Consider the following 16,694-nt stretch of genomic DNA (forward strand, 5'->3'; position numbering starts at 1 on the left):
CATGCCGATCGAAATTCTCATGCCCGCTCTCTCGCCGACCATGGAAGAGGGCAATCTTTCCAAGTGGTTGAAGAACGAGGGCGACAAGGTCGTCGCCGGTGATGTCATCGCCGAGATCGAAACCGACAAGGCGACCATGGAAGTCGAAGCCGTCGATGAAGGCACGATCGGCAAGATCGTGGTTCCCGCCGGCACCGAAGGCGTCAAGGTCAATGCGGTGATCGCCGTGTTGCTGCAGGACGGGGAAAGTGCAGGCGACGTCGAAAAGAGCGGCAAGCCTGCCTCCACCCAGGATGCCATTTCCGCTGGCGGTCAGCGGACCGATGCAGCCGAGGAAGGCTCAAAGGCGGCTCCCCAGGATGCCGGCGAGGCTCCGAAGGCAGTTCCCGCCGCTCCGGCAGCCAAACCTGCCGCCGATCCGGATATTCCCGCCGGCACCGAGATGATCTCGACTACGGTGCGCGAGGCCTTGCGCGATGCCATGGCCGAGGAAATGCGCCGCGACGGCGATGTCTTCGTCATGGGCGAGGAGGTCGCGGAATACCAGGGCGCCTACAAGATCACGCAAGGGCTGCTGCAGGAATTCGGGCCGCGCCGCGTCGTCGACACGCCGATCACCGAGCACGGCTTTGCCGGCGTCGGCGTCGGTGCGGCGATGGCCGGCCTGAAGCCGATCGTCGAGTTCATGACCTTCAACTTCGCCATGCAGGCGATCGACCAGATCATCAACTCCGCGGCCAAGACGCTCTATATGTCGGGCGGCCAGATGGGCGCACCGATCGTGTTCCGCGGACCGAACGGTGCGGCCGCCCGCGTCGGCGCCCAGCATTCGCAGTGCTATGCCGCCTGGTACAGCCATATTCCCGGGCTAAAGGTGGTGATGCCGTACACGGCTGCCGACGCCAAGGGCCTGCTCAAGGCGGCGATCCGCGATCCGAACCCGGTCATCTTCCTTGAAAACGAAATCCTCTACGGCCAGTCCTTCGACGTGCCGAAGCTCGATGATTTCGTGCTGCCGATCGGCAAGGCGCGCATTCACAAGCAGGGCAAGGACGTCACCATCGTCTCGTTCGGCATCGGCATGACCTACGCCATCAAGGCGGAAGCCGAACTGCGCGGCATGGGCATCGATGCCGAGATCATCGATCTCAGGACCATCCGTCCGCTCGACCTCGACACCGTCATTGCCTCGGTGAAGAAGACCAACCGCTTGATCGTGGTCGAAGAAGGTTTCCCGCAAAGTTCGGTCGGCGACCACATCGCCAACCAGGTTTCGCAGCGCGCCTTTGACTTCCTCGATGCGCCGGTCATCACCATCGCCGGCAAGGACGTGCCGATGCCTTATGCGGCGAACCTCGAAAAGCTGGCCTTGCCCAATGTCGGCGAGGTCATCGAGGCCGTCAAAGCCGTCACGTATCGCTGAGCCGGTCGGGAGGACATCATGCCAATCAACATCACCATGCCGGCGCTGTCGCCCACGATGGAAGAGGGCAATCTTTCCAAGTGGCTGGTCAAGGAAGGCGACAAGGTTTCGCCGGGCGACGTGATCGCCGAGATCGAGACCGACAAGGCGACGATGGAAGTCGAGGCCGTCGATGAGGGCACGGTCGCCAAGCTGGTCGTTCCGGCCGGCACCGAAGGCGTCAAGGTCAATGCGCTGATCGCCATTCTCGCCGGCGAAGGCGAGGATGCAGGGGCGGCGGCAAAGGGTGGTGGCGATGCCGCGCCCGCGAAAGCCGATGCCAAGCAGGATAAGGCGTCAATCTCCCCACCCGTGGGGGAGATGTCGACGAAGTCGACAGAGGGGGGCGCTGCCCCGCCGACCTCTCAGTCTGTCGCGCCCCCCTCTGGCCTGCCGGCCATCTCCCCCACAAGGGGGGAGATCAGCCAATCGTCAGGCGAGCGCACCTTCGCTTCGCCGCTGGCTCGTCGCATCGCCAAGGATGCCGGAGTCGACGTGTCCGCCGTAACCGGCACCGGCCCGCATGGCCGTGTCGTCAAGGCCGATGTCGAGGCGGCGATTGCCGGCGGTGGCGCCAAGGCTGCACCGGCCGCGAAAGCCGCACCTGCCGGCGCTCCGGCACCTGCGGCTCCGGCTGCGGCACCCAAGGCGATGTCGGACGAACAGGTGCTGAAGCTGTTTGCCGAAGGGTCCTATGAGCTCGTCCCGCACGACAATATGCGCAAGACCATTGCGCGCCGCCTGGTCGAGGCCAAGACAACCATCCCGCATTTCTACCTGACGCTCGACTGCGAGCTCGATGCGCTGCTGGCGCTGCGCACACAGATCAATGCGGCGGCTCCGATGAAGAAGACCGACAAGGGCGAAGTGCCCGTCTACAAGCTGTCGGTCAACGACATGGTGATCAAGGCGATGGCGATGGCGCTGATGGCGGTGCCGGATGCCAATGCGTCGTGGACCGAAAGCGCCATGGTCAAGCACAAGCACGCCGATGTCGGCGTTGCCGTGTCGATCCCCGGCGGCCTGATCACGCCGATCATCCGCCACGCCGACGAAAAGACACTGTCCACTATCTCCAACGAGATGAAGGATCTGGCGAGCCGTGCCCGCAGCCGCAAGCTGAAGCCTGAGGAATATCAGGGCGGCACGACGGCTGTCTCCAATCTCGGCATGTTCGGCATCAAGGACTTTGCCGCCGTCATCAACCCGCCGCATGCGACGATCCTGGCGGTGGGTGCCGGCGAGCAGCGGCCGGTGGTCAAGAATGGCGAGATCAGAATCGCCAATATCATGTCGGTGACGCTGTCGACCGATCACCGCGCCGTCGACGGTGCGCTCGGCGCCGAACTTCTGGTCGCCTTCAAGCGCATGATCGAAAACCCGATGGGCATGCTGGTCTAGGAAGGAAAAAGGCTGTGCGGAAATTCGTCACCAGCCTTTTCGCCCTGATCCTTTCCGGCCTGGCCGGCGGGCTGGTGGCGCTGTGGCTGGCAATCGTCACCAATGCGAATTCCGAATACATCCTGGTCTTCATGCTTTCGGCGCTGGTCACCATCGTTGCGACCGTGGCGTTTTTCATCGCGCAGTTCGTGCCAAACCCGCAAAGGGCGATAAACCTGACGGGGCTTGTTGGGGTTTCGTTGTTCGTGCTGGCCGGAATCGGGCTGATTGCCTGGACCTTCTCGCAGCCGCCTGGCAAAGCCCAGTGGTCGGGCGATCTCCCCGTTGTCGCCGGTCTGTTTTTGCCAAGCATCGCCACGGTTATCGTGCAGTGGCTGTTCGTGGGATGGCGCGTGCGGCGCGGGCTTAGGGCGGAGGCGGGTGCGGGTGCATGAAGACGATCCTCTGCTACGGCGATTCCCTGACCTGGGGCTATGACGCGGCGAGCCTCGGGCGTCATGCGCTGGAAGATCGCTGGCCGAGCGTGCTCAAGGCGGCGTTGGGCGACGATGATATCGAAGTCATTGCCGAAGGTCTGAACGGCCGCACCACGGCTTTCGACGATCACCTGGCTGGTGCCGACCGCAATGGCGCCAAGGTGCTGCCGACGATCCTGACCAGCCATGCGCCGCTCGACCTGATCATCATCATGCTCGGCGCCAACGACATGAAGCCCTGGATCCACGGCAATCCGGTCGCGGCCAAGCAGGGGGTGCAGCGGCTGATCGACATCGTGCGCGGCCACGATTATCCGTTCGACTGGGCCGCGCCGCAAATCCTGATCGTCGCGCCACCAGCGGTCAGCCGCACCGACAATGCCGAATTCAAGGAAATGTTTGCCGGCGGCGACGAGGCCTCGAAGCGGCTGGCGCCGCAATATTCCGCGCTCGCCGACGAGGCCGGCTGCGGCTTTTTCGATGCCGGCACGGTGGCCGAGACCACACCGATCGACGGCGTCCATCTCGATGCCGAAAACACGCGCAATATAGGTGAGGCATTGGCGCCATTGGTGCGCGTGATGCTGGAACTCTAGAGAAAAATCAGGGAGAAACCCCGTGGCTGAATCCTACGACGTGATAATCATCGGCTCAGGCCCCGGCGGCTATGTCACGGCGGTGCGCTCCGCCCAGCTCGGCTTCAAGACTGCCATCGTCGAGCGCGAGCATCTCGGCGGCATCTGCCTCAACTGGGGCTGCATCCCGACCAAGGCGCTGCTGCGCTCGGCCGAGATCATGCACTATTCCGATCATCTGAAGGACTACGGCCTGAAGCTCGAAGGCGGCAAGGTCAGCGCCGACACGGCCGCTGTCGTCGACCGCTCGCGCAAAGTGTCGTTGAGGCTCAATGGCGGCGTCGCCTTCCTGATGAAGAAGAACAAGGTCGACGTTATCTGGGGCGAGGCCAAGCTCTCCAAGCCGGGTGAAATCGTCGTCTCCAAGACGGCCAAGAAACCGATGGAGCCGCAGCCGCCGGTGCCCAAGGGCGTCAAGGGCGAGGGCACCTATACCGCCAAGCACATCATTCTGGCCACCGGCGCCCGGCCGCGCGCGCTGCCCGGCATCGAGCCGGACGGCAAGCTGATCTGGACCTATTTCGAGGCGATGGTGCCGAAGGAGATGCCGAAATCGCTGTTGGTCATGGGTTCGGGCGCCATCGGCATCGAGTTCGCCTCCTTCTATCGCACCATGGGTGCCGAGGTGACGGTGGTCGAGCTGTTGCCGGCGGTGATGCCGGTCGAGGATGCCGAGGTCTCGAAATTCGCGCAGAAGCAGTTCGAGAAGCAGGGCATGAAGATCATTCTTGAGGCCAAGGTGACCAAGGTCGAGAAGGGTGCCAACTCGATCACTGCCCACGTCGAGATGAAAGACGGCAAGGTCGAGAAGATCACCGCCGACCGCATGATCTCGGCCGTCGGCGTGCAGGGCAACATCGAGAATCTCGGCCTCGAGACGCTCGGCGTGAAGACCGATCGCGGCTGCGTCGTCATTGACGGCTATGGCAAGACCAACGTTCCCGGCATCTACGCCATCGGCGATGTCGCCGGACCGCCTATGCTTGCCCACAAGGCCGAGCATGAAGGCGTGGTGTGTATCGAAAAGATCGCCAGTTTCCCGGGCGTGCATGCGACAGACAAGCTGAAGATCCCGGGCTGCACCTATTGCAACCCGCAGGTCGCCTCGGTCGGGCTCACCGAAGCCAAGGCCAAGGCGGAAGGCAAGGACATCCGCGTCGGCCGTTTCCAGTTCGGCGCCAACGGCAAGGCGATCGCGCTTGGCGAGGACCAGGGCTTCATCAAGACCATTTTCGACAAGAAGACCGGCCAGCTGCTCGGCGCGCATATGGTCGGCGCCGAGGTGACGGAGCTGATCCAGGGCTTTGTCGTGGCGATGAACCTGGAGACCACCGAGGAAGAACTGATGCACACCATCTTCCCGCATCCGACGCTGTCGGAGATGATGAAGGAAAGCGTGCTCGATGCCTATGGCCGTGCGCTCAACGCGTGATAAATTGGTGCCGCGAGACTCAGACGCATGCGCCGGAGGAACCTTACGGCAAGACAGTTCGTTTCCGGATGCATTTTCACCTGACACTGGAGGAGTTGGCATATGGACGTGAATGGCGTGGGCTGGATTGCGGCCATCATCATCGGCGGTTTGGCCGGGTGGCTGGCCGAGATGGTCATGAAGAGCAATACCGGCGTCTTGATGAACATCATTATGGGCATTGTCGGCGCGGTGGTGCTGAACGCAATTCTCAGGGCGCTCAACATCGAACCCTTCGGAGTCGGCTGGCTCGCCTACCTGATCACCGGCTTCATCGGCGCCTGCCTGCTGATTTTTGCCGGGCGGCTCATTCGCCGATAAAACGGCTCGCCGTTTTATCTCGTTCTTCTGACGCAATTCCGGACGGAACACCGTGTCACACTTTTCCTGGAATTGCTCTGGATCCCCGCTATGCGAAAAAGGCTGTGGCGGCATGCGCCGCCGCAGCCTTTTTCTTTGCACCGAAAAGCCCTAGATGACGCCAGAAGGGCGAATGCCGACGGGCAGACGCCAACAAGTCAGGTTTGAGATGGTCACTGTTCTCGACACGATCGCCAACGCGCCGCGCCTGCGGCACCCCGAGAAGGCACACAAGCCTGATCAGGACGTGCTGCGCAAACCCGACTGGATCCGCGTCAAGGCGCCGATGTCGAAGGGCTATGCCGAAACTCGCGAGATCGTGAAGTCGCACAAGCTGGTCACGGTGTGCGAAGAGGCCGGCTGCCCCAATATCGGCGAGTGCTGGGAAAAGAAGCACGCCACCTTCATGATCATGGGCGAGATCTGCACGCGCGCCTGCGCCTTCTGCAATGTCGCCACCGGCATTCCGACCGCGCTCGATGCCGATGAGCCGGCGCGTGTCGCGCATGCCGTCAAGCAGATGGGGCTGACCCATGTCGTCATCACCTCGGTCGACCGCGACGATCTCGCCGATGGCGGCGCGCAGCATTTCGCCGAGGTTATCCGGGCGATCCGGGCAGCGACACCTCTGACCACGATCGAAATCCTGACGCCCGATTTCCTGCGCAAGGAAGGCGCGCTGGAGATCGTCGTGGCGGCCAAGCCCGATGTCTTCAACCACAATCTCGAAACCGTGCCGTCGAACTACCTGACGGTGCGGCCGGGTGCCCGCTATTTCCACTCGATCCGGCTGTTGCAGCGGGTCAAGGAGCTCGATCCGTCGATCTTCACCAAGTCCGGCATCATGGTCGGCCTCGGCGAAGAGCGCAACGAGATCCTGCAGCTGATGGATGACCTGCGCTCGGCCAATGTCGACTTCATGACCATTGGCCAGTATCTGCAGCCGTCGAAGAAGCACCACCCGGTGATCCGCTTCGTCACGCCGGAGGAATTCAGCTCCTTCGCGACGATCGGCAAGACCAAGGGTTTCCTGCTGGTGGCGTCGAACCCGCTGACGCGCTCCTCGCACCACGCCGGCGACGATTTCGCCAGGCTGCGGGCCGCGCGTGAGGCGCAGCTCAAAAAAGCCAGTTAAATCCTGCTTCAATGCCGAAATTCGAAGCCACACGCCGCGTTGCCCACACGCCAGAGCAGATGTTTGCTCTGGTCGCCGATATCGAGACCTATCCGCAATTTCTGCCGCTTTGCGAGGCGCTGACGGTGCGCTCGCGCAAGGAGCGTGACGGCCGCACCATTCTCCTCGCCGATATGAGCATCGGCTACAAGGCGATCCGCGAGACCTTTACGACGCAGGTGCTGTTGAAGCCGGACGAGAACACAATCGATGTCAAATACATCGATGGACCGTTCAAATATCTCAGCAATATCTGGCGCTTCGAGCCGGCCGACGGCGGCGGCTGCAACGTCCGCTTCTTCATCGACTACGAGTTCAAGAGCCGCATCCTCGGCGTGGTGATGGGCACCATGTTCGATCGCGCCTTCCGCATGTTTTCCGAAGCCTTCGAAAAACGTGCGGACGTCATCTACGGAACGACGCCCATCTCATGAGTGTCGCCGAGCGCGCGCAGCCCGATCTCCAGCGCATGCTTGACCGTCTCGCGGCGGATGAAGTCGCGGCCATTGTCGGCAAACATATTGAGCTCGGCAGCCACCGGCCCACGTCTTAGGGCAACTCCGAACCAGACGAGGCCGACCGGTTTTTCCGGCGAACCTCCGCCTGGGCCGGCAATGCCGGTGACGGCAAGCGCCAGCCCGGCGCGCGAGCGCGCCAGAGCGCCCGCCGCCATCTCCAGAACCGTTTCGCGCGAGACGGCGCCATGCGCCTCGAGTGTGGCGGGCGATACGCCGAGCATCTCCATCTTTGCTTCATCGGAATAGGTGATGAGGCCGCGATCGACGACAGCGGACGAGCCGGCAATGTCGGTCAGTGCCGAGATGATCATGCCGCCGGTGCAGCTCTCGGCCGTCGCCAGCATGATGCCGCGCTGCTGGCAGACCTGGAGCAGGGCGTTGGCAAGATCGCTGTTGTTCATGCGGGAACCTCCCCGGGGAAGACGACACTGGCTGTGGCGATGGCGGCGATGCCTTCCTCGCGGCCGACAAAGCCGAGTTTTTCGTTCGTCGTCGCCTTGATCGAGATGCGATCGCTGGAAATGCCCAGCATCGCCGACAGCGCATTGGTCATGGCCCCGCGATGCGGGCCGACGCGCGGCGCCTCGCAGATCAGCGTGATGTCGGCATTGGCGATGCGGCCGCCGCGTTCGCGCACCAACCTGGCCGCATGCTCGACGAAGATCTTTGACGCCGCGCCCTTCCATTGCGGATCGGAAGGCGGGAAATGCGTGCCGATGTCGCCGGCGCCGCAAGTGGCGAGCAGCGCATCGGTCAGCGCGTGCAGGCCGACATCGGCATCCGAATGGCCGGAAAGCTTCTTGCCGTGCGGAATGGCGACGCCGCACAGGGTGACATGGTCGCCGGCCTCGAAGGCGTGCACGTCATAGCCATTGCCGGTGCGAATGTCTGGAAAACGCTCGCCAGTAAGCCGTTGATCCGCCATCGCGATATCCCTTGCCCAGGTCAATTTGACATTGTCCGGCGACCCCTCGACGATTTTTACCGGAATATGCGCCCATTCGGCGATCGCGGCATCGTCGGTGAAATCCGCCTTGCCGAGATGATGGGCCTTTTCATGCGCGGCGAGCAACGGCCAGAACGGAAAGCCTTGCGGCGTCTGGGCGGCATGAAGGCCGGCCCTTGGCACCGTCTCTTCGATCATGCCGGTCGTCGACTCGCGCTTCAGCGTATCGGCGACGGGCAAAGCGGGCAGCGCGCCCTGCCGCTCGCCAATGGCGGCGATGGTACGGTCGATCAGGGCCGCGTCGACAAAGGGCCGCACCGCGTCATGGACAAGGACACGGCCGGGCGTACGGTCCCTCAGCGCCAGCAGGCCGAGCCGGACCGATGCCTGGCGCGACTCGCCACCGACCACGGCGGTAACCCGCTCGGCATACAGGCCGGCTGCCTTGTCGAAAAGCGCGCGGTCATCGGCATGGATGGCGACGACGACGGGGCCAATTTTGGGATGCGCCAGGAACGTCTCCAGCGTGCGCGCGATAACGGCACGGCCGCCGATGCGCTGATATTGCTTCGGCCCGTCGGCCTGTCCGGCACGCGCGCCGCGGCCGGCTGCAACGATGACCAAGCCGACCTTGTCGGTCGTCGCCTCGGCCGGTTTTTCGCTTGCGTCTGTCATGCCGAGAGGCTTAGTCGCGGCTTATGGCGAAGGCCAGCATTTTCCCAAATGCGCCGCAATGTGACGTCATTGCGCGTTGCACAATGCCTTTCTTATGGCTAGAGAATGTGCAGCAATCCGATATGCTTGGTTTTTGTGCATGCCTGAAGTGACAAAATTGGCTTCGCCGCTCGACGTTGGCGGCGTGACGATCCGCAACCGCGTCTTCCTCGCGCCCATGTCGGGAATAACGGACGAGCCGTTCCGGCAGCGCGCCGACGCGCATGGCGCGGGCCTGGTCGTGTCGGAAATGGTGGCGAGCGGCGAGCTTGCCAAGGGCAGGGTCGGATGCGACCTGCGCATCCGTCATTCCGGGCTGCCCGTCCATATGGTTCAGCTTGCCGGCCGCGAGGCCGAGCACATGGCCGAGGGCGCGCGCATCGCTGCCGGCGAGGGCGCCGACATCATCGACATCAATATGGGCTGCCCGGCCAAGAAGGTGACCGGCGGCTATGCCGGCTCGGCGCTGATGCGCGATCTCGACCACGCGCTGTCGCTGATCGAAGCGGTGATCGGCGCGGTCCAGGTGCCGGTCACGGTCAAGATGCGGCTCGGCTGGGACGACAATGCGCTCAATGCACCCGTCTTGGCGCGCCGCGCCGAAGAGGCCGGTGTTAAAATGGTGACCGTGCATGGGCGCACGCGCTGCCAGTTTTATCAAGGCAAGGCCGATTGGCGCGCCATCGCCCGCATCAAGGACGTCGTCTCGATCCCGGTCGTCGCCAATGGCGATGTGGGCTCGCCCGCGGAGGCCGCCGAAATCCTTGAACAGTCGGGCGCCGACGCGGTGATGATCGGCCGCGCGCATTATGGCGCGCCATGGACGGCGGGCCACATCGCGGCAACGGCTGCGGGCGACGCGCCCTCCGGCGTGCCGGAAAGCCCGCAAGCCATGGCGGACTACATCGTTTCCCACTACGAAGACATGCTGACGCTTTACGGCGTCGAAAGTGGCTTGCGCCAGGCGCGCAAGCATCTCGGCTGGTATCTCGACCGCCACTCTGCTGGCGTTTCCGATGAGCGGCGGAAAGCCATCCTCACCTCTTTCGAACCCGCCCGCGTCATTGCCTTGCTGCATGAGGTGTTTTCCGGCGAAGCCACGCCCTTGCGGAGCGCCGCATGAACGCCACCGTCACACCGAGCTCCGACATGGCGGATGCCGCCAGTATCGTGCTGAACACCATCCGCCGTCCGGTCATCATGGTCGATCCGGACGGGTTCATCACCTACGCCAATGCCGATGCGGAAGACTTCTTCCGTTCAAGTGCCAACATGCTTGCCCGCAACACACTGTCCAAGCTGATCCCGTTCGGCAGCCCGTTGCTGCAGCTGGTCGATCAGGTGCGCGAGCGCCGTGCGCCGGTCAACGAATACCGTGTCGACGTGTCGTCGCCGCGTCTCGGCATCGAGAAGGTCGTCGATCTCTATGTCGCGCCGGTGCCGGAATTCCCAGGCTCGATCGTGGTGATGTTCCAGGAACGCTCGATGGCCGACAAGATCGACCGGCAGATGACACACAGGGGTGCCGCGCGTTCGGTCACCGGCCTTGCCGCCATGCTGGCGCATGAGATCAAGAACCCGCTGTCCGGCATTCGTGGCGCCGCACAGCTGCTCGAACTCTCGGCGTCCGACGAGGATCGCGCGCTGACCCGCCTCATCACTGACGAGACTGATCGCATAGTCTCCCTGGTCGACCGCATGGAGGTGTTTTCCGACGAGCGGCCGATTGACCGCTATCCCGTCAACATCCATGTCGTGCTGGACCATGTGAAGGCAATCGCGAAGAACGGTTTTGCCAAGAGAATCAGGATAATGGAGGACTATGATCCATCATTGCCTCCGGTTTTCGCCAACCGCGACCAACTGATCCAGGTGTTCCTCAACCTGGTCAAGAACGCCGCCGAGGCCATCGGCGGCGACCCACAGGGGGAGATCGTGCTGTCGACCGCGTTCAGGCCGGGCATCCGCGTGTCCGTTCCCGGAACCCAGGACCGCGTGTCGCTGCCGCTTGAATTCTGCGTGCGCGACAATGGTTCGGGCGTTTCGGAAGACATTCTGCCGATCCTGTTCGATCCGTTCATCACCACCAAGCCGAACGGGTCGGGGCTCGGCCTGGCGCTGGTGGCGAAAATCGTCGGCGAGCATGGCGGCATCATCGAATGCGATTCGACGCCGCGCGGCACCACCTTCCGAATCCTGATGCCGGCTTGGAAAGAAACACCCATCGACACTGCCGATGATGAAGGCGAAGGAGACCGCAAATGACGGTTCGCGGCAATATTCTCGTCGCCGACGACGATGCGGCCATCCGCACCGTGCTCAATCAGGCGCTGTCGCGGGTCGGCCATGAGGTGCGCGTGACCTCCAACGCCTCGACGCTGTGGCGCTGGGTGGCGGCGGGCGAGGGCGATCTGGTGATCACCGACGTTGTCATGCCGGACGAGAACGCCTTCGACATGCTGCCGCGCATCAAGAAGGCGCGGCCCGAGCTGCCGGTCATCGTGATGAGCGCGCAAAACACGTTCATGACGGCGATTCGTGCTTCCGAAACAGGTGCTTACGAGTATCTGCCGAAGCCGTTCGACCTGACCGAACTGCTCAATATCGTCAACCGGGCGCTGTCAGAGCCGCGCCGACCTAAGATCGATACGCGACCGGAAGAACAGCCTGACGCGATGCCGCTGGTCGGCCGGTCGGCCGCCATGCAGGACATCTACCGCATGCTGGCGCGCATGATGCAGACCGACCTGACGGTGATGATCTCGGGCGAGTCCGGCACCGGCAAGGAATTGGTGGCGCGCGCGTTGCACGAATATGGCCGTCGCCGCGGCGGTCCGTTCGTCGCCATCAACATGGCGGCGATCCCGCGCGATTTGATCGAATCGGAGCTGTTCGGCCACGAGAAGGGCGCCTTCACCGGCGCACAGAACCGCTCGACCGGCCGCTTCGAGCAGGCCGAGGGCGGCACGCTGTTCCTCGACGAGATCGGCGACATGCCGATGGAGGCGCAGACGCGGCTGCTGCGCGTGCTGCAGCAGGGCGAATACACAACGGTCGGCGGGCGCACCCCGATCAAGACCGATGTGCGCATCGTCGCCGCCACCAACAAGGATCTGCGCACGCTGATCAACCAGGGGCTTTTCCGCGAGGATCTGTTCTATCGCCTGAATGTCGTGCCGCTTCGGCTGCCGGGTTTGCGTGAGAGATCGGAAGACATTCCCGATCTGGTGCGGCATTTCTTCAAGATCGGCGCCAGCGAAGGCTTGCAGACCAAGCGCATTTCGACCGGCGGCATCGAATTGATGAAGCGCTATCCGTGGCCGGGAAACGTGCGCGAGTTGGAAAACCTGGTGCGCCGGCTTGCGGCGCTCTATTCGCAGGACGAAATATCAGCCGAGATCATTGAAGCCGAGCTGAAGACAGGCGAAAGACCGGTCGTTCCCGGCGGCGGCAATTTGATCCCGGACGATCTGTCCATCGGCCAGGCGGTGGAGCACTTCCTGCAGCGCTATTTCGCCTCTTTTGCCGGTGATTTGCCGCCGGCAGGTCTCTATCAACGCATCTTGTCGGAGGTCGAATATCCGCTGGTGCTCGCTTCCATGACGGCAACGCGCGGCAACCAGATCAAGGCCGCCGAACTGCTGGGCCTCAACCGCAACACGTTGCGCAAGAAGATTCGCGAGCTGGGTGTCAACGTGTACAAATCGTCGAGATCATGAGCGCCTGCTGCCCGAAGTGACGCGAGGTCATCCCCTTTTCAGGGGATCGGCGGCCGAAAGATTTCCGTCACGGCCACACTTGTTGCATAATCGCCACAATGCGTTGCATACATCCAACGCAATCACTGGCTCTTAGACGGCGACATGGCTTCGCAAGCTCTCACATCAAACGAACCGCTTTTCAGCAGACCCGGCCAGAGGGATGGACGGCGGCTGCTTGCGTTGCCTGGCGTTGTGGCAATTGCCGGCGCGCTGGTTACGGCGGCAATCTCGTTTGCGATTCTTGTCGGCGCCACGCCGATCACGCCAGACGCAAACACAACGCTGACGCTGATTGCGGCCAATGCCTTATTTGTGCTGGCGCTGATTGCTCTGGTCGGCCGCGAGGTGCATCGCATCACCATGGCGCGCCGGCACGGCAAGGCGGCGTCACGGCTGCATGTGCGCATCGTGACGATGTTTGCGCTGGTCGCGGCCATCCCCGCCATCATGGTGGCCATCATTGCCTCGATCACGCTCGATATCGGCCTCGACCGCTGGTTCGAAATCCGCACCAAGGCGATCGTCAACTCGTCGCTGTCGATCGCCGACGCCTATGTGCAGGAAAACGCTCGTAATCTTCAGGGCACGACGCTGTCGATGGCCTATGATCTCGACGCCTCGCGCACGCTTTACGGCCTCGATCGAACCGGCTTTCTCGACCTGATGAACAAGGAAGCCGTGGGCAGGAGCCTGGTGCATGCGGCGCTGGTCAGGGAAGACGGCTCCTTTGTCATGAGCGCGAAGACCGATGCGGATTTCTCTATGCCGCCACCGCCGGAGGGCGCGGTCAGCGCCGCGGCCGACGGCAAACCGGTGCTGATCGAGCCGAAGACGCGCAACATCATGGGCGCCATCATCAAGCTGCGGGAGATCGAAGGCCTCTACCTCTACACCAATCGCCTGGTCGACCCCGAAGTGATCAAGGCGAGGGCGATCGTCCAGTCCAACACCGCCGAATATCGCGGCCTGGAAGACAACAGGCGGACGTCGCAGGTGGCGTTCGCGCTGCCCTATCTGTCACTGACGCTGATCATCATCCTGTCGGCCATCTGGACCGGCATAGCGGTGGCCGACCGTCTGGTGCGGCCCATCCGTCAACTCATCGGCGCGGCTGACGAGGTTGCGACCGGCAATCTCGATGTCGCCGTTCCGGTACGGCCTTCCGACGGCGATGTCGCCTCGCTTGGCGATACGTTCAACAAGATGCTGCTGGAGCTTAAATCGCAGCGCAACGAGATCCTGTCGGCCAAGGATTTGATCGACGAACGGCGTCGTTTCTCGGAAGCGGTGCTGGCCGGCGTCACCGCCGGCGTCATCGGCGTCGATCCCTACGGCATCGTCTCCATCGTCAACAAATCGGCCGAAACGATGCTGGCCATATCGGCCACGGCGGCGCTGGGGCAGAACCTGTCCGCCGTGCTACCGCATGTCGGGCGTGTCTTCGAGATCGGCCGCAAATCCGGCAAGCCGGTCTATCGCGAGCAGGTCACCTTCTATCGCACCGGCGCCGAGCGTACCTTCAACGTGCAGATCACCATCGAGGCCGGCGACGACGGCGAGGAGGAGAAATCCTACGTCGTGACGGTCGACGACATCACCGATCTCGTCCAGGCACAGCGCTCGTCGGCCTGGGCGGATGTGGCGCGGCGTATCGCACATGAAATCAAGAACCCGCTGACGCCGATCCAGCTCTCGGCCGAGCGCATCAAGCGACGCTTCGGCAAGGTCATCACCGAGGACCGCGAGATTTTCGACCAGTGCACCGACACGATCATCCGGCAGGTCGAGGATATCGGCCGCATGGTCGACGAGTTCTCGGCTTTCGCCCGCATGCCCAAGCCCGAGATGAAAGCCATCGATCTGCGTGAATCGCTGCGCGAGGCGTCGTTCCTGGTCGAAGTCAGCCGCGCCGACATTGCTTTCGAACGCGTGTTCGGCAACGAACCGCTCAAGGGCACGTTCGATAGCCGATTGATGGCGCAGGCTTTCGGCAACGTCATCAAGAACGCGGCCGAGGCGATTGACGGGCTGGAACAAAAGGACGGTTCGCACGGCATAATCCGGATTCAAGCTGCCCGGCAGAATGGCGCGATCAGAATCGACGTCATCGACAATGGCAAAGGCTTGCCGCGCGAGAACCGCCAAAGGCTGCTCGAGCCCTACATGACGACGCGCGAGAAGGGCACCGGGCTCGGTCTCGCCATCGTCAAGAAGATCGTGGAGGACCATGGCGGGCGGCTCGAATTGCACGATGCGCCCGCGGATTTCCACGGTGGACGCGGCGCGATGATCTCGATCATCCTGCCGCCAGCTGCCGCAACCGCGCCGCCACGCGGTCAAGGCGAAACGGAACACGAACGAGAAACTGAAAAGGTCGGTAATGGCGTCTGATATTCTCATCGTCGATGACGAGGAAGACATCCGTGAACTCGTCGCGGGCATATTGAGCGACGAAGGGCATGAAACCCGCACGGCATTCGATGCCGACAGCGCGCTCGCGGCAATCGCCGACCGGGCGCCGCGGCTGATTTTCCTCGACATCTGGTTGCAGGGCTCGCGCCTCGACGGGCTGGCGCTGCTCGACGAGATCAAGACGATGCATCCGAGCCTGCCGGTGGTGATGATCTCCGGCCACGGCAATATCGAGACAGCGGTGTCGGCCATCCGCCGCGGCGCCTATGATTTCATCGAGAAGCCGTTCAAGGCCGACAGGCTGATCCTGATCGCCGAGCGGGCGCTCGAAACCTCGAAATTGCGGCGCGAGGTGTCCGACCTCAAGCAGCGCAGCGGCGAAACCTTCGACCTGATCGGCATGTCGTCGGCGATGAGCCAGCTGCGCCAGACCATCGAGCGCGTGGCGCCGACCAACAGCCGCGTCATGATCATCGGTCCGTCCGGCTCGGGCAAGGAGCTCGCCGCGCGCGCCATCCACACGCTGTCGACGCGCAAGGGCGCGCCCTTCGTGACGCTGAGCGCGGCCAACATCACGCCCGAGCGCATGGAGATCGAGCTGTTCGGTACCGAATCGAACGGCACCGAGCGCAAGGTCGGCGCGCTTGAAGAGGCGCACCGCGGCATTCTCTACATCGACGAAGTGGCCGACATGCCGCGCGAGACGCAGAACAAGATTTTGCGCGTGCTGGTCGAACAGCAGTTCGAGCGGGTCGGCGGCACCAAGCGGGTCAAGGTCGACGTCCGCATCATCTCCTCGACCTCGCAGAACCTGGAGGCGATGATCGCCGACGGCCGTTTTCGCGAAGACCTCTATCACCGCCTGGCGGTGGTTCCGGTCATGGTGCCGGGCCTGGCCGAGCGGCGAGAGGACATTCCCTATCTCGTCGACAATTTCATGAAGCAGATCGCTCGCCAGGCCGGCATCAAGCCGCGCCGCATCGGCGACGATGCGCTTGCCGTGCTGCAGGCGCACAACTGGCCGGGCAATGTCCGCCAGCTGCGCAACAATGTCGAACGGCTGATGATCCTGGCGCGTGGCGACGATATCGATGCGCCGATCACCGCCGACCTGTTGCCGTCGGAGATCGGCGATGTCATGCCGCGCACGCCGAACCAGTCCGACCAGCACATCATGGCGCTGCCGCTGCGCGAGGCGCGCGAACAGTTCGAGAAGGACTATCTGATCGCCCAGATCAACCGTTTCGGCGGCAACATCTCGAAGACGGCGGAATTCATTGGCATGGAGCGCTCGGCGCTGCACCGGAAACTGAAGTCGCTGGGGGTCTGATCCCCATTGTTGTTGGTCCAGCGGGCCGTGGCCC

Annotated in this window: 15 protein-coding genes; 13 read left to right on the plus strand and 2 right to left on the minus strand. The window is 63.1% G+C overall.

The annotated features are described in order from the left end of the window. Position 1 precedes the first annotated feature (1 nt). The 8 genes from ACYG9R_RS25365 to ACYG9R_RS25400 all read left to right on the plus strand — a co-directional run bounded on the left by ACYG9R_RS25365 (position 2) and on the right by ACYG9R_RS25400 (position 7,413). On the plus strand, positions 2 to 1,423 hold the full coding sequence (locus tag ACYG9R_RS25365) for a pyruvate dehydrogenase complex E1 component subunit beta (RefSeq protein WP_023668915.1): 1,422 nt from the start codon (positions 2 to 4) through the stop codon (positions 1,421 to 1,423). A gap of 18 nt (positions 1,424 to 1,441) precedes the next feature. Further along, positions 1,442 to 2,863 carry a pyruvate dehydrogenase complex dihydrolipoamide acetyltransferase gene (locus ACYG9R_RS25370; protein ID WP_023824950.1) on the plus strand — a complete coding sequence of 474 codons (1,422 nt, stop codon included), beginning with the start codon at positions 1,442 to 1,444 and terminating at the stop codon, positions 2,861 to 2,863. Positions 2,864 to 2,877: 14 nt separating this feature from the next. After that, positions 2,878 to 3,297, plus strand: coding sequence for a hypothetical protein (locus ACYG9R_RS25375; RefSeq protein ID WP_023824949.1), 420 nt, complete (start codon positions 2,878 to 2,880; stop codon positions 3,295 to 3,297). Continuing rightward, complete coding sequence (locus tag ACYG9R_RS25380; protein ID WP_023748668.1) at positions 3,294 to 3,935, plus strand: SGNH/GDSL hydrolase family protein; 642 nt, start codon at positions 3,294 to 3,296, stop codon at positions 3,933 to 3,935. The genes ACYG9R_RS25375 and ACYG9R_RS25380 overlap by 4 nt, the downstream gene beginning before the upstream one ends. A gap of 22 nt (positions 3,936 to 3,957) precedes the next feature. Continuing rightward, entirely contained in the window at positions 3,958 to 5,406 is a 1,449-nt protein-coding gene (gene lpdA / locus ACYG9R_RS25385; protein WP_023824948.1) for a dihydrolipoyl dehydrogenase, read from the plus strand. A gap of 102 nt (positions 5,407 to 5,508) precedes the next feature. Next, on the plus strand, positions 5,509 to 5,766 hold the full coding sequence (locus ACYG9R_RS25390) for a GlsB/YeaQ/YmgE family stress response membrane protein (protein WP_023668920.1): 258 nt from the start codon (positions 5,509 to 5,511) through the stop codon (positions 5,764 to 5,766). Positions 5,767 to 5,974: 208 nt separating this feature from the next. Then, positions 5,975 to 6,940, plus strand: a complete 966-nt coding sequence (gene lipA, locus ACYG9R_RS25395; protein ID WP_023745034.1) for a lipoyl synthase — start codon at positions 5,975 to 5,977, stop codon at positions 6,938 to 6,940. Between the two features lie 11 nt (positions 6,941 to 6,951). Next, a complete protein-coding gene (locus tag ACYG9R_RS25400) occupies positions 6,952 to 7,413 on the plus strand; it encodes a type II toxin-antitoxin system RatA family toxin (protein WP_023682552.1) in 462 nt (153 codons plus the stop codon). Here the strand turns inward: ACYG9R_RS25400 and ACYG9R_RS25405 are convergent. Further along, positions 7,389 to 7,898 carry a CinA family protein gene (locus tag ACYG9R_RS25405; RefSeq protein ID WP_023682551.1) on the minus strand — a complete coding sequence of 170 codons (510 nt, stop codon included), beginning with the start codon at positions 7,896 to 7,898 and terminating at the stop codon, positions 7,389 to 7,391. The two genes, ACYG9R_RS25400 and ACYG9R_RS25405, sit on opposite strands and share 25 nt — an antisense overlap. Then, entirely contained in the window at positions 7,895 to 9,118 is a 1,224-nt protein-coding gene (locus ACYG9R_RS25410; RefSeq protein WP_023696096.1) for a bifunctional 2-C-methyl-D-erythritol 4-phosphate cytidylyltransferase/2-C-methyl-D-erythritol 2,4-cyclodiphosphate synthase, read from the minus strand. The genes ACYG9R_RS25405 and ACYG9R_RS25410 overlap by 4 nt, the downstream gene beginning before the upstream one ends. Before the next feature lie 139 nt (positions 9,119 to 9,257). On the opposite strand from ACYG9R_RS25410, the gene dusB reads away from it, so the two are divergent. The 5 genes from dusB (at position 9,258) to ntrX (ending at position 16,660) form a co-directional block, all read left to right on the plus strand. Further along, positions 9,258 to 10,280: a tRNA dihydrouridine synthase DusB gene (gene dusB / locus ACYG9R_RS25415; RefSeq protein WP_023824947.1), complete on the plus strand. Its 1,023-nt coding sequence runs from the start codon at positions 9,258 to 9,260 to the stop codon at positions 10,278 to 10,280. Next, on the plus strand, positions 10,277 to 11,422 hold the full coding sequence (locus ACYG9R_RS25420; protein WP_023668926.1) for a two-component system sensor histidine kinase NtrB: 1,146 nt from the start codon (positions 10,277 to 10,279) through the stop codon (positions 11,420 to 11,422). Before dusB ends, ACYG9R_RS25420 begins: the two co-directional genes overlap by 4 nt. Further along, the gene (ntrC, locus tag ACYG9R_RS25425) at positions 11,419 to 12,876 is read left to right on the plus strand and encodes a nitrogen regulation protein NR(I) (protein WP_023691281.1); all 1,458 of its coding nucleotides are present in this window, start codon (positions 11,419 to 11,421) and stop codon (positions 12,874 to 12,876) included. The genes ACYG9R_RS25420 and ntrC overlap by 4 nt, the downstream gene beginning before the upstream one ends. Before the next feature lie 144 nt (positions 12,877 to 13,020). Then, positions 13,021 to 15,309, plus strand: coding sequence for a sensor histidine kinase NtrY-like (locus tag ACYG9R_RS25430; protein WP_023668928.1), 2,289 nt, complete (start codon positions 13,021 to 13,023; stop codon positions 15,307 to 15,309). Then, positions 15,299 to 16,660 (plus strand): nitrogen assimilation response regulator NtrX, encoded by a 1,362-nt coding sequence (gene ntrX, locus ACYG9R_RS25435; RefSeq protein ID WP_023668929.1) that lies wholly within the window; start codon positions 15,299 to 15,301, stop codon positions 16,658 to 16,660. The genes ACYG9R_RS25430 and ntrX overlap by 11 nt, the downstream gene beginning before the upstream one ends. The last annotated feature ends 34 nt before the right edge of the window (positions 16,661 to 16,694 follow it).

This window comes from Mesorhizobium sp. RSR565B (genome assembly GCF_054719465.1).

Bases quoted from the DNA above. Each gene is read 5' to 3' on its own strand.
- ntrX (WP_023668929.1), top strand. From the start codon at position 15,299: ATGGCGTCTGATATTCTCATCGTCGATGACGAGGAAGACATCCGTGAA.
- ACYG9R_RS25380 (WP_023748668.1), top strand. From the start codon at position 3,294: ATGAAGACGATCCTCTGCTACGGCGATTCCCTGACCTGGGGCTATGAC.
- dusB (WP_023824947.1), top strand. From the start codon at position 9,258: ATGCCTGAAGTGACAAAATTGGCTTCGCCGCTCGACGTTGGCGGCGTG.
- ntrC (WP_023691281.1), top strand. From the start codon at position 11,419: ATGACGGTTCGCGGCAATATTCTCGTCGCCGACGACGATGCGGCCATC.
- ACYG9R_RS25410 (WP_023696096.1), bottom strand. From the start codon at position 9,118: ATGACAGACGCAAGCGAAAAACCGGCCGAGGCGACGACCGACAAGGTC.
- ACYG9R_RS25365 (WP_023668915.1), top strand. From the start codon at position 2: ATGCCGATCGAAATTCTCATGCCCGCTCTCTCGCCGACCATGGAAGAG.
- ACYG9R_RS25420 (WP_023668926.1), top strand. From the start codon at position 10,277: ATGAACGCCACCGTCACACCGAGCTCCGACATGGCGGATGCCGCCAGT.
- ACYG9R_RS25430 (WP_023668928.1), top strand. From the start codon at position 13,021: ATGGCTTCGCAAGCTCTCACATCAAACGAACCGCTTTTCAGCAGACCC.
- lipA (WP_023745034.1), top strand. From the start codon at position 5,975: ATGGTCACTGTTCTCGACACGATCGCCAACGCGCCGCGCCTGCGGCAC.
- ACYG9R_RS25370 (WP_023824950.1), top strand. From the start codon at position 1,442: ATGCCAATCAACATCACCATGCCGGCGCTGTCGCCCACGATGGAAGAG.
- ACYG9R_RS25405 (WP_023682551.1), bottom strand. From the start codon at position 7,898: ATGAACAACAGCGATCTTGCCAACGCCCTGCTCCAGGTCTGCCAGCAG.
- ACYG9R_RS25400 (WP_023682552.1), top strand. From the start codon at position 6,952: ATGCCGAAATTCGAAGCCACACGCCGCGTTGCCCACACGCCAGAGCAG.
- ACYG9R_RS25390 (WP_023668920.1), top strand. From the start codon at position 5,509: ATGGACGTGAATGGCGTGGGCTGGATTGCGGCCATCATCATCGGCGGT.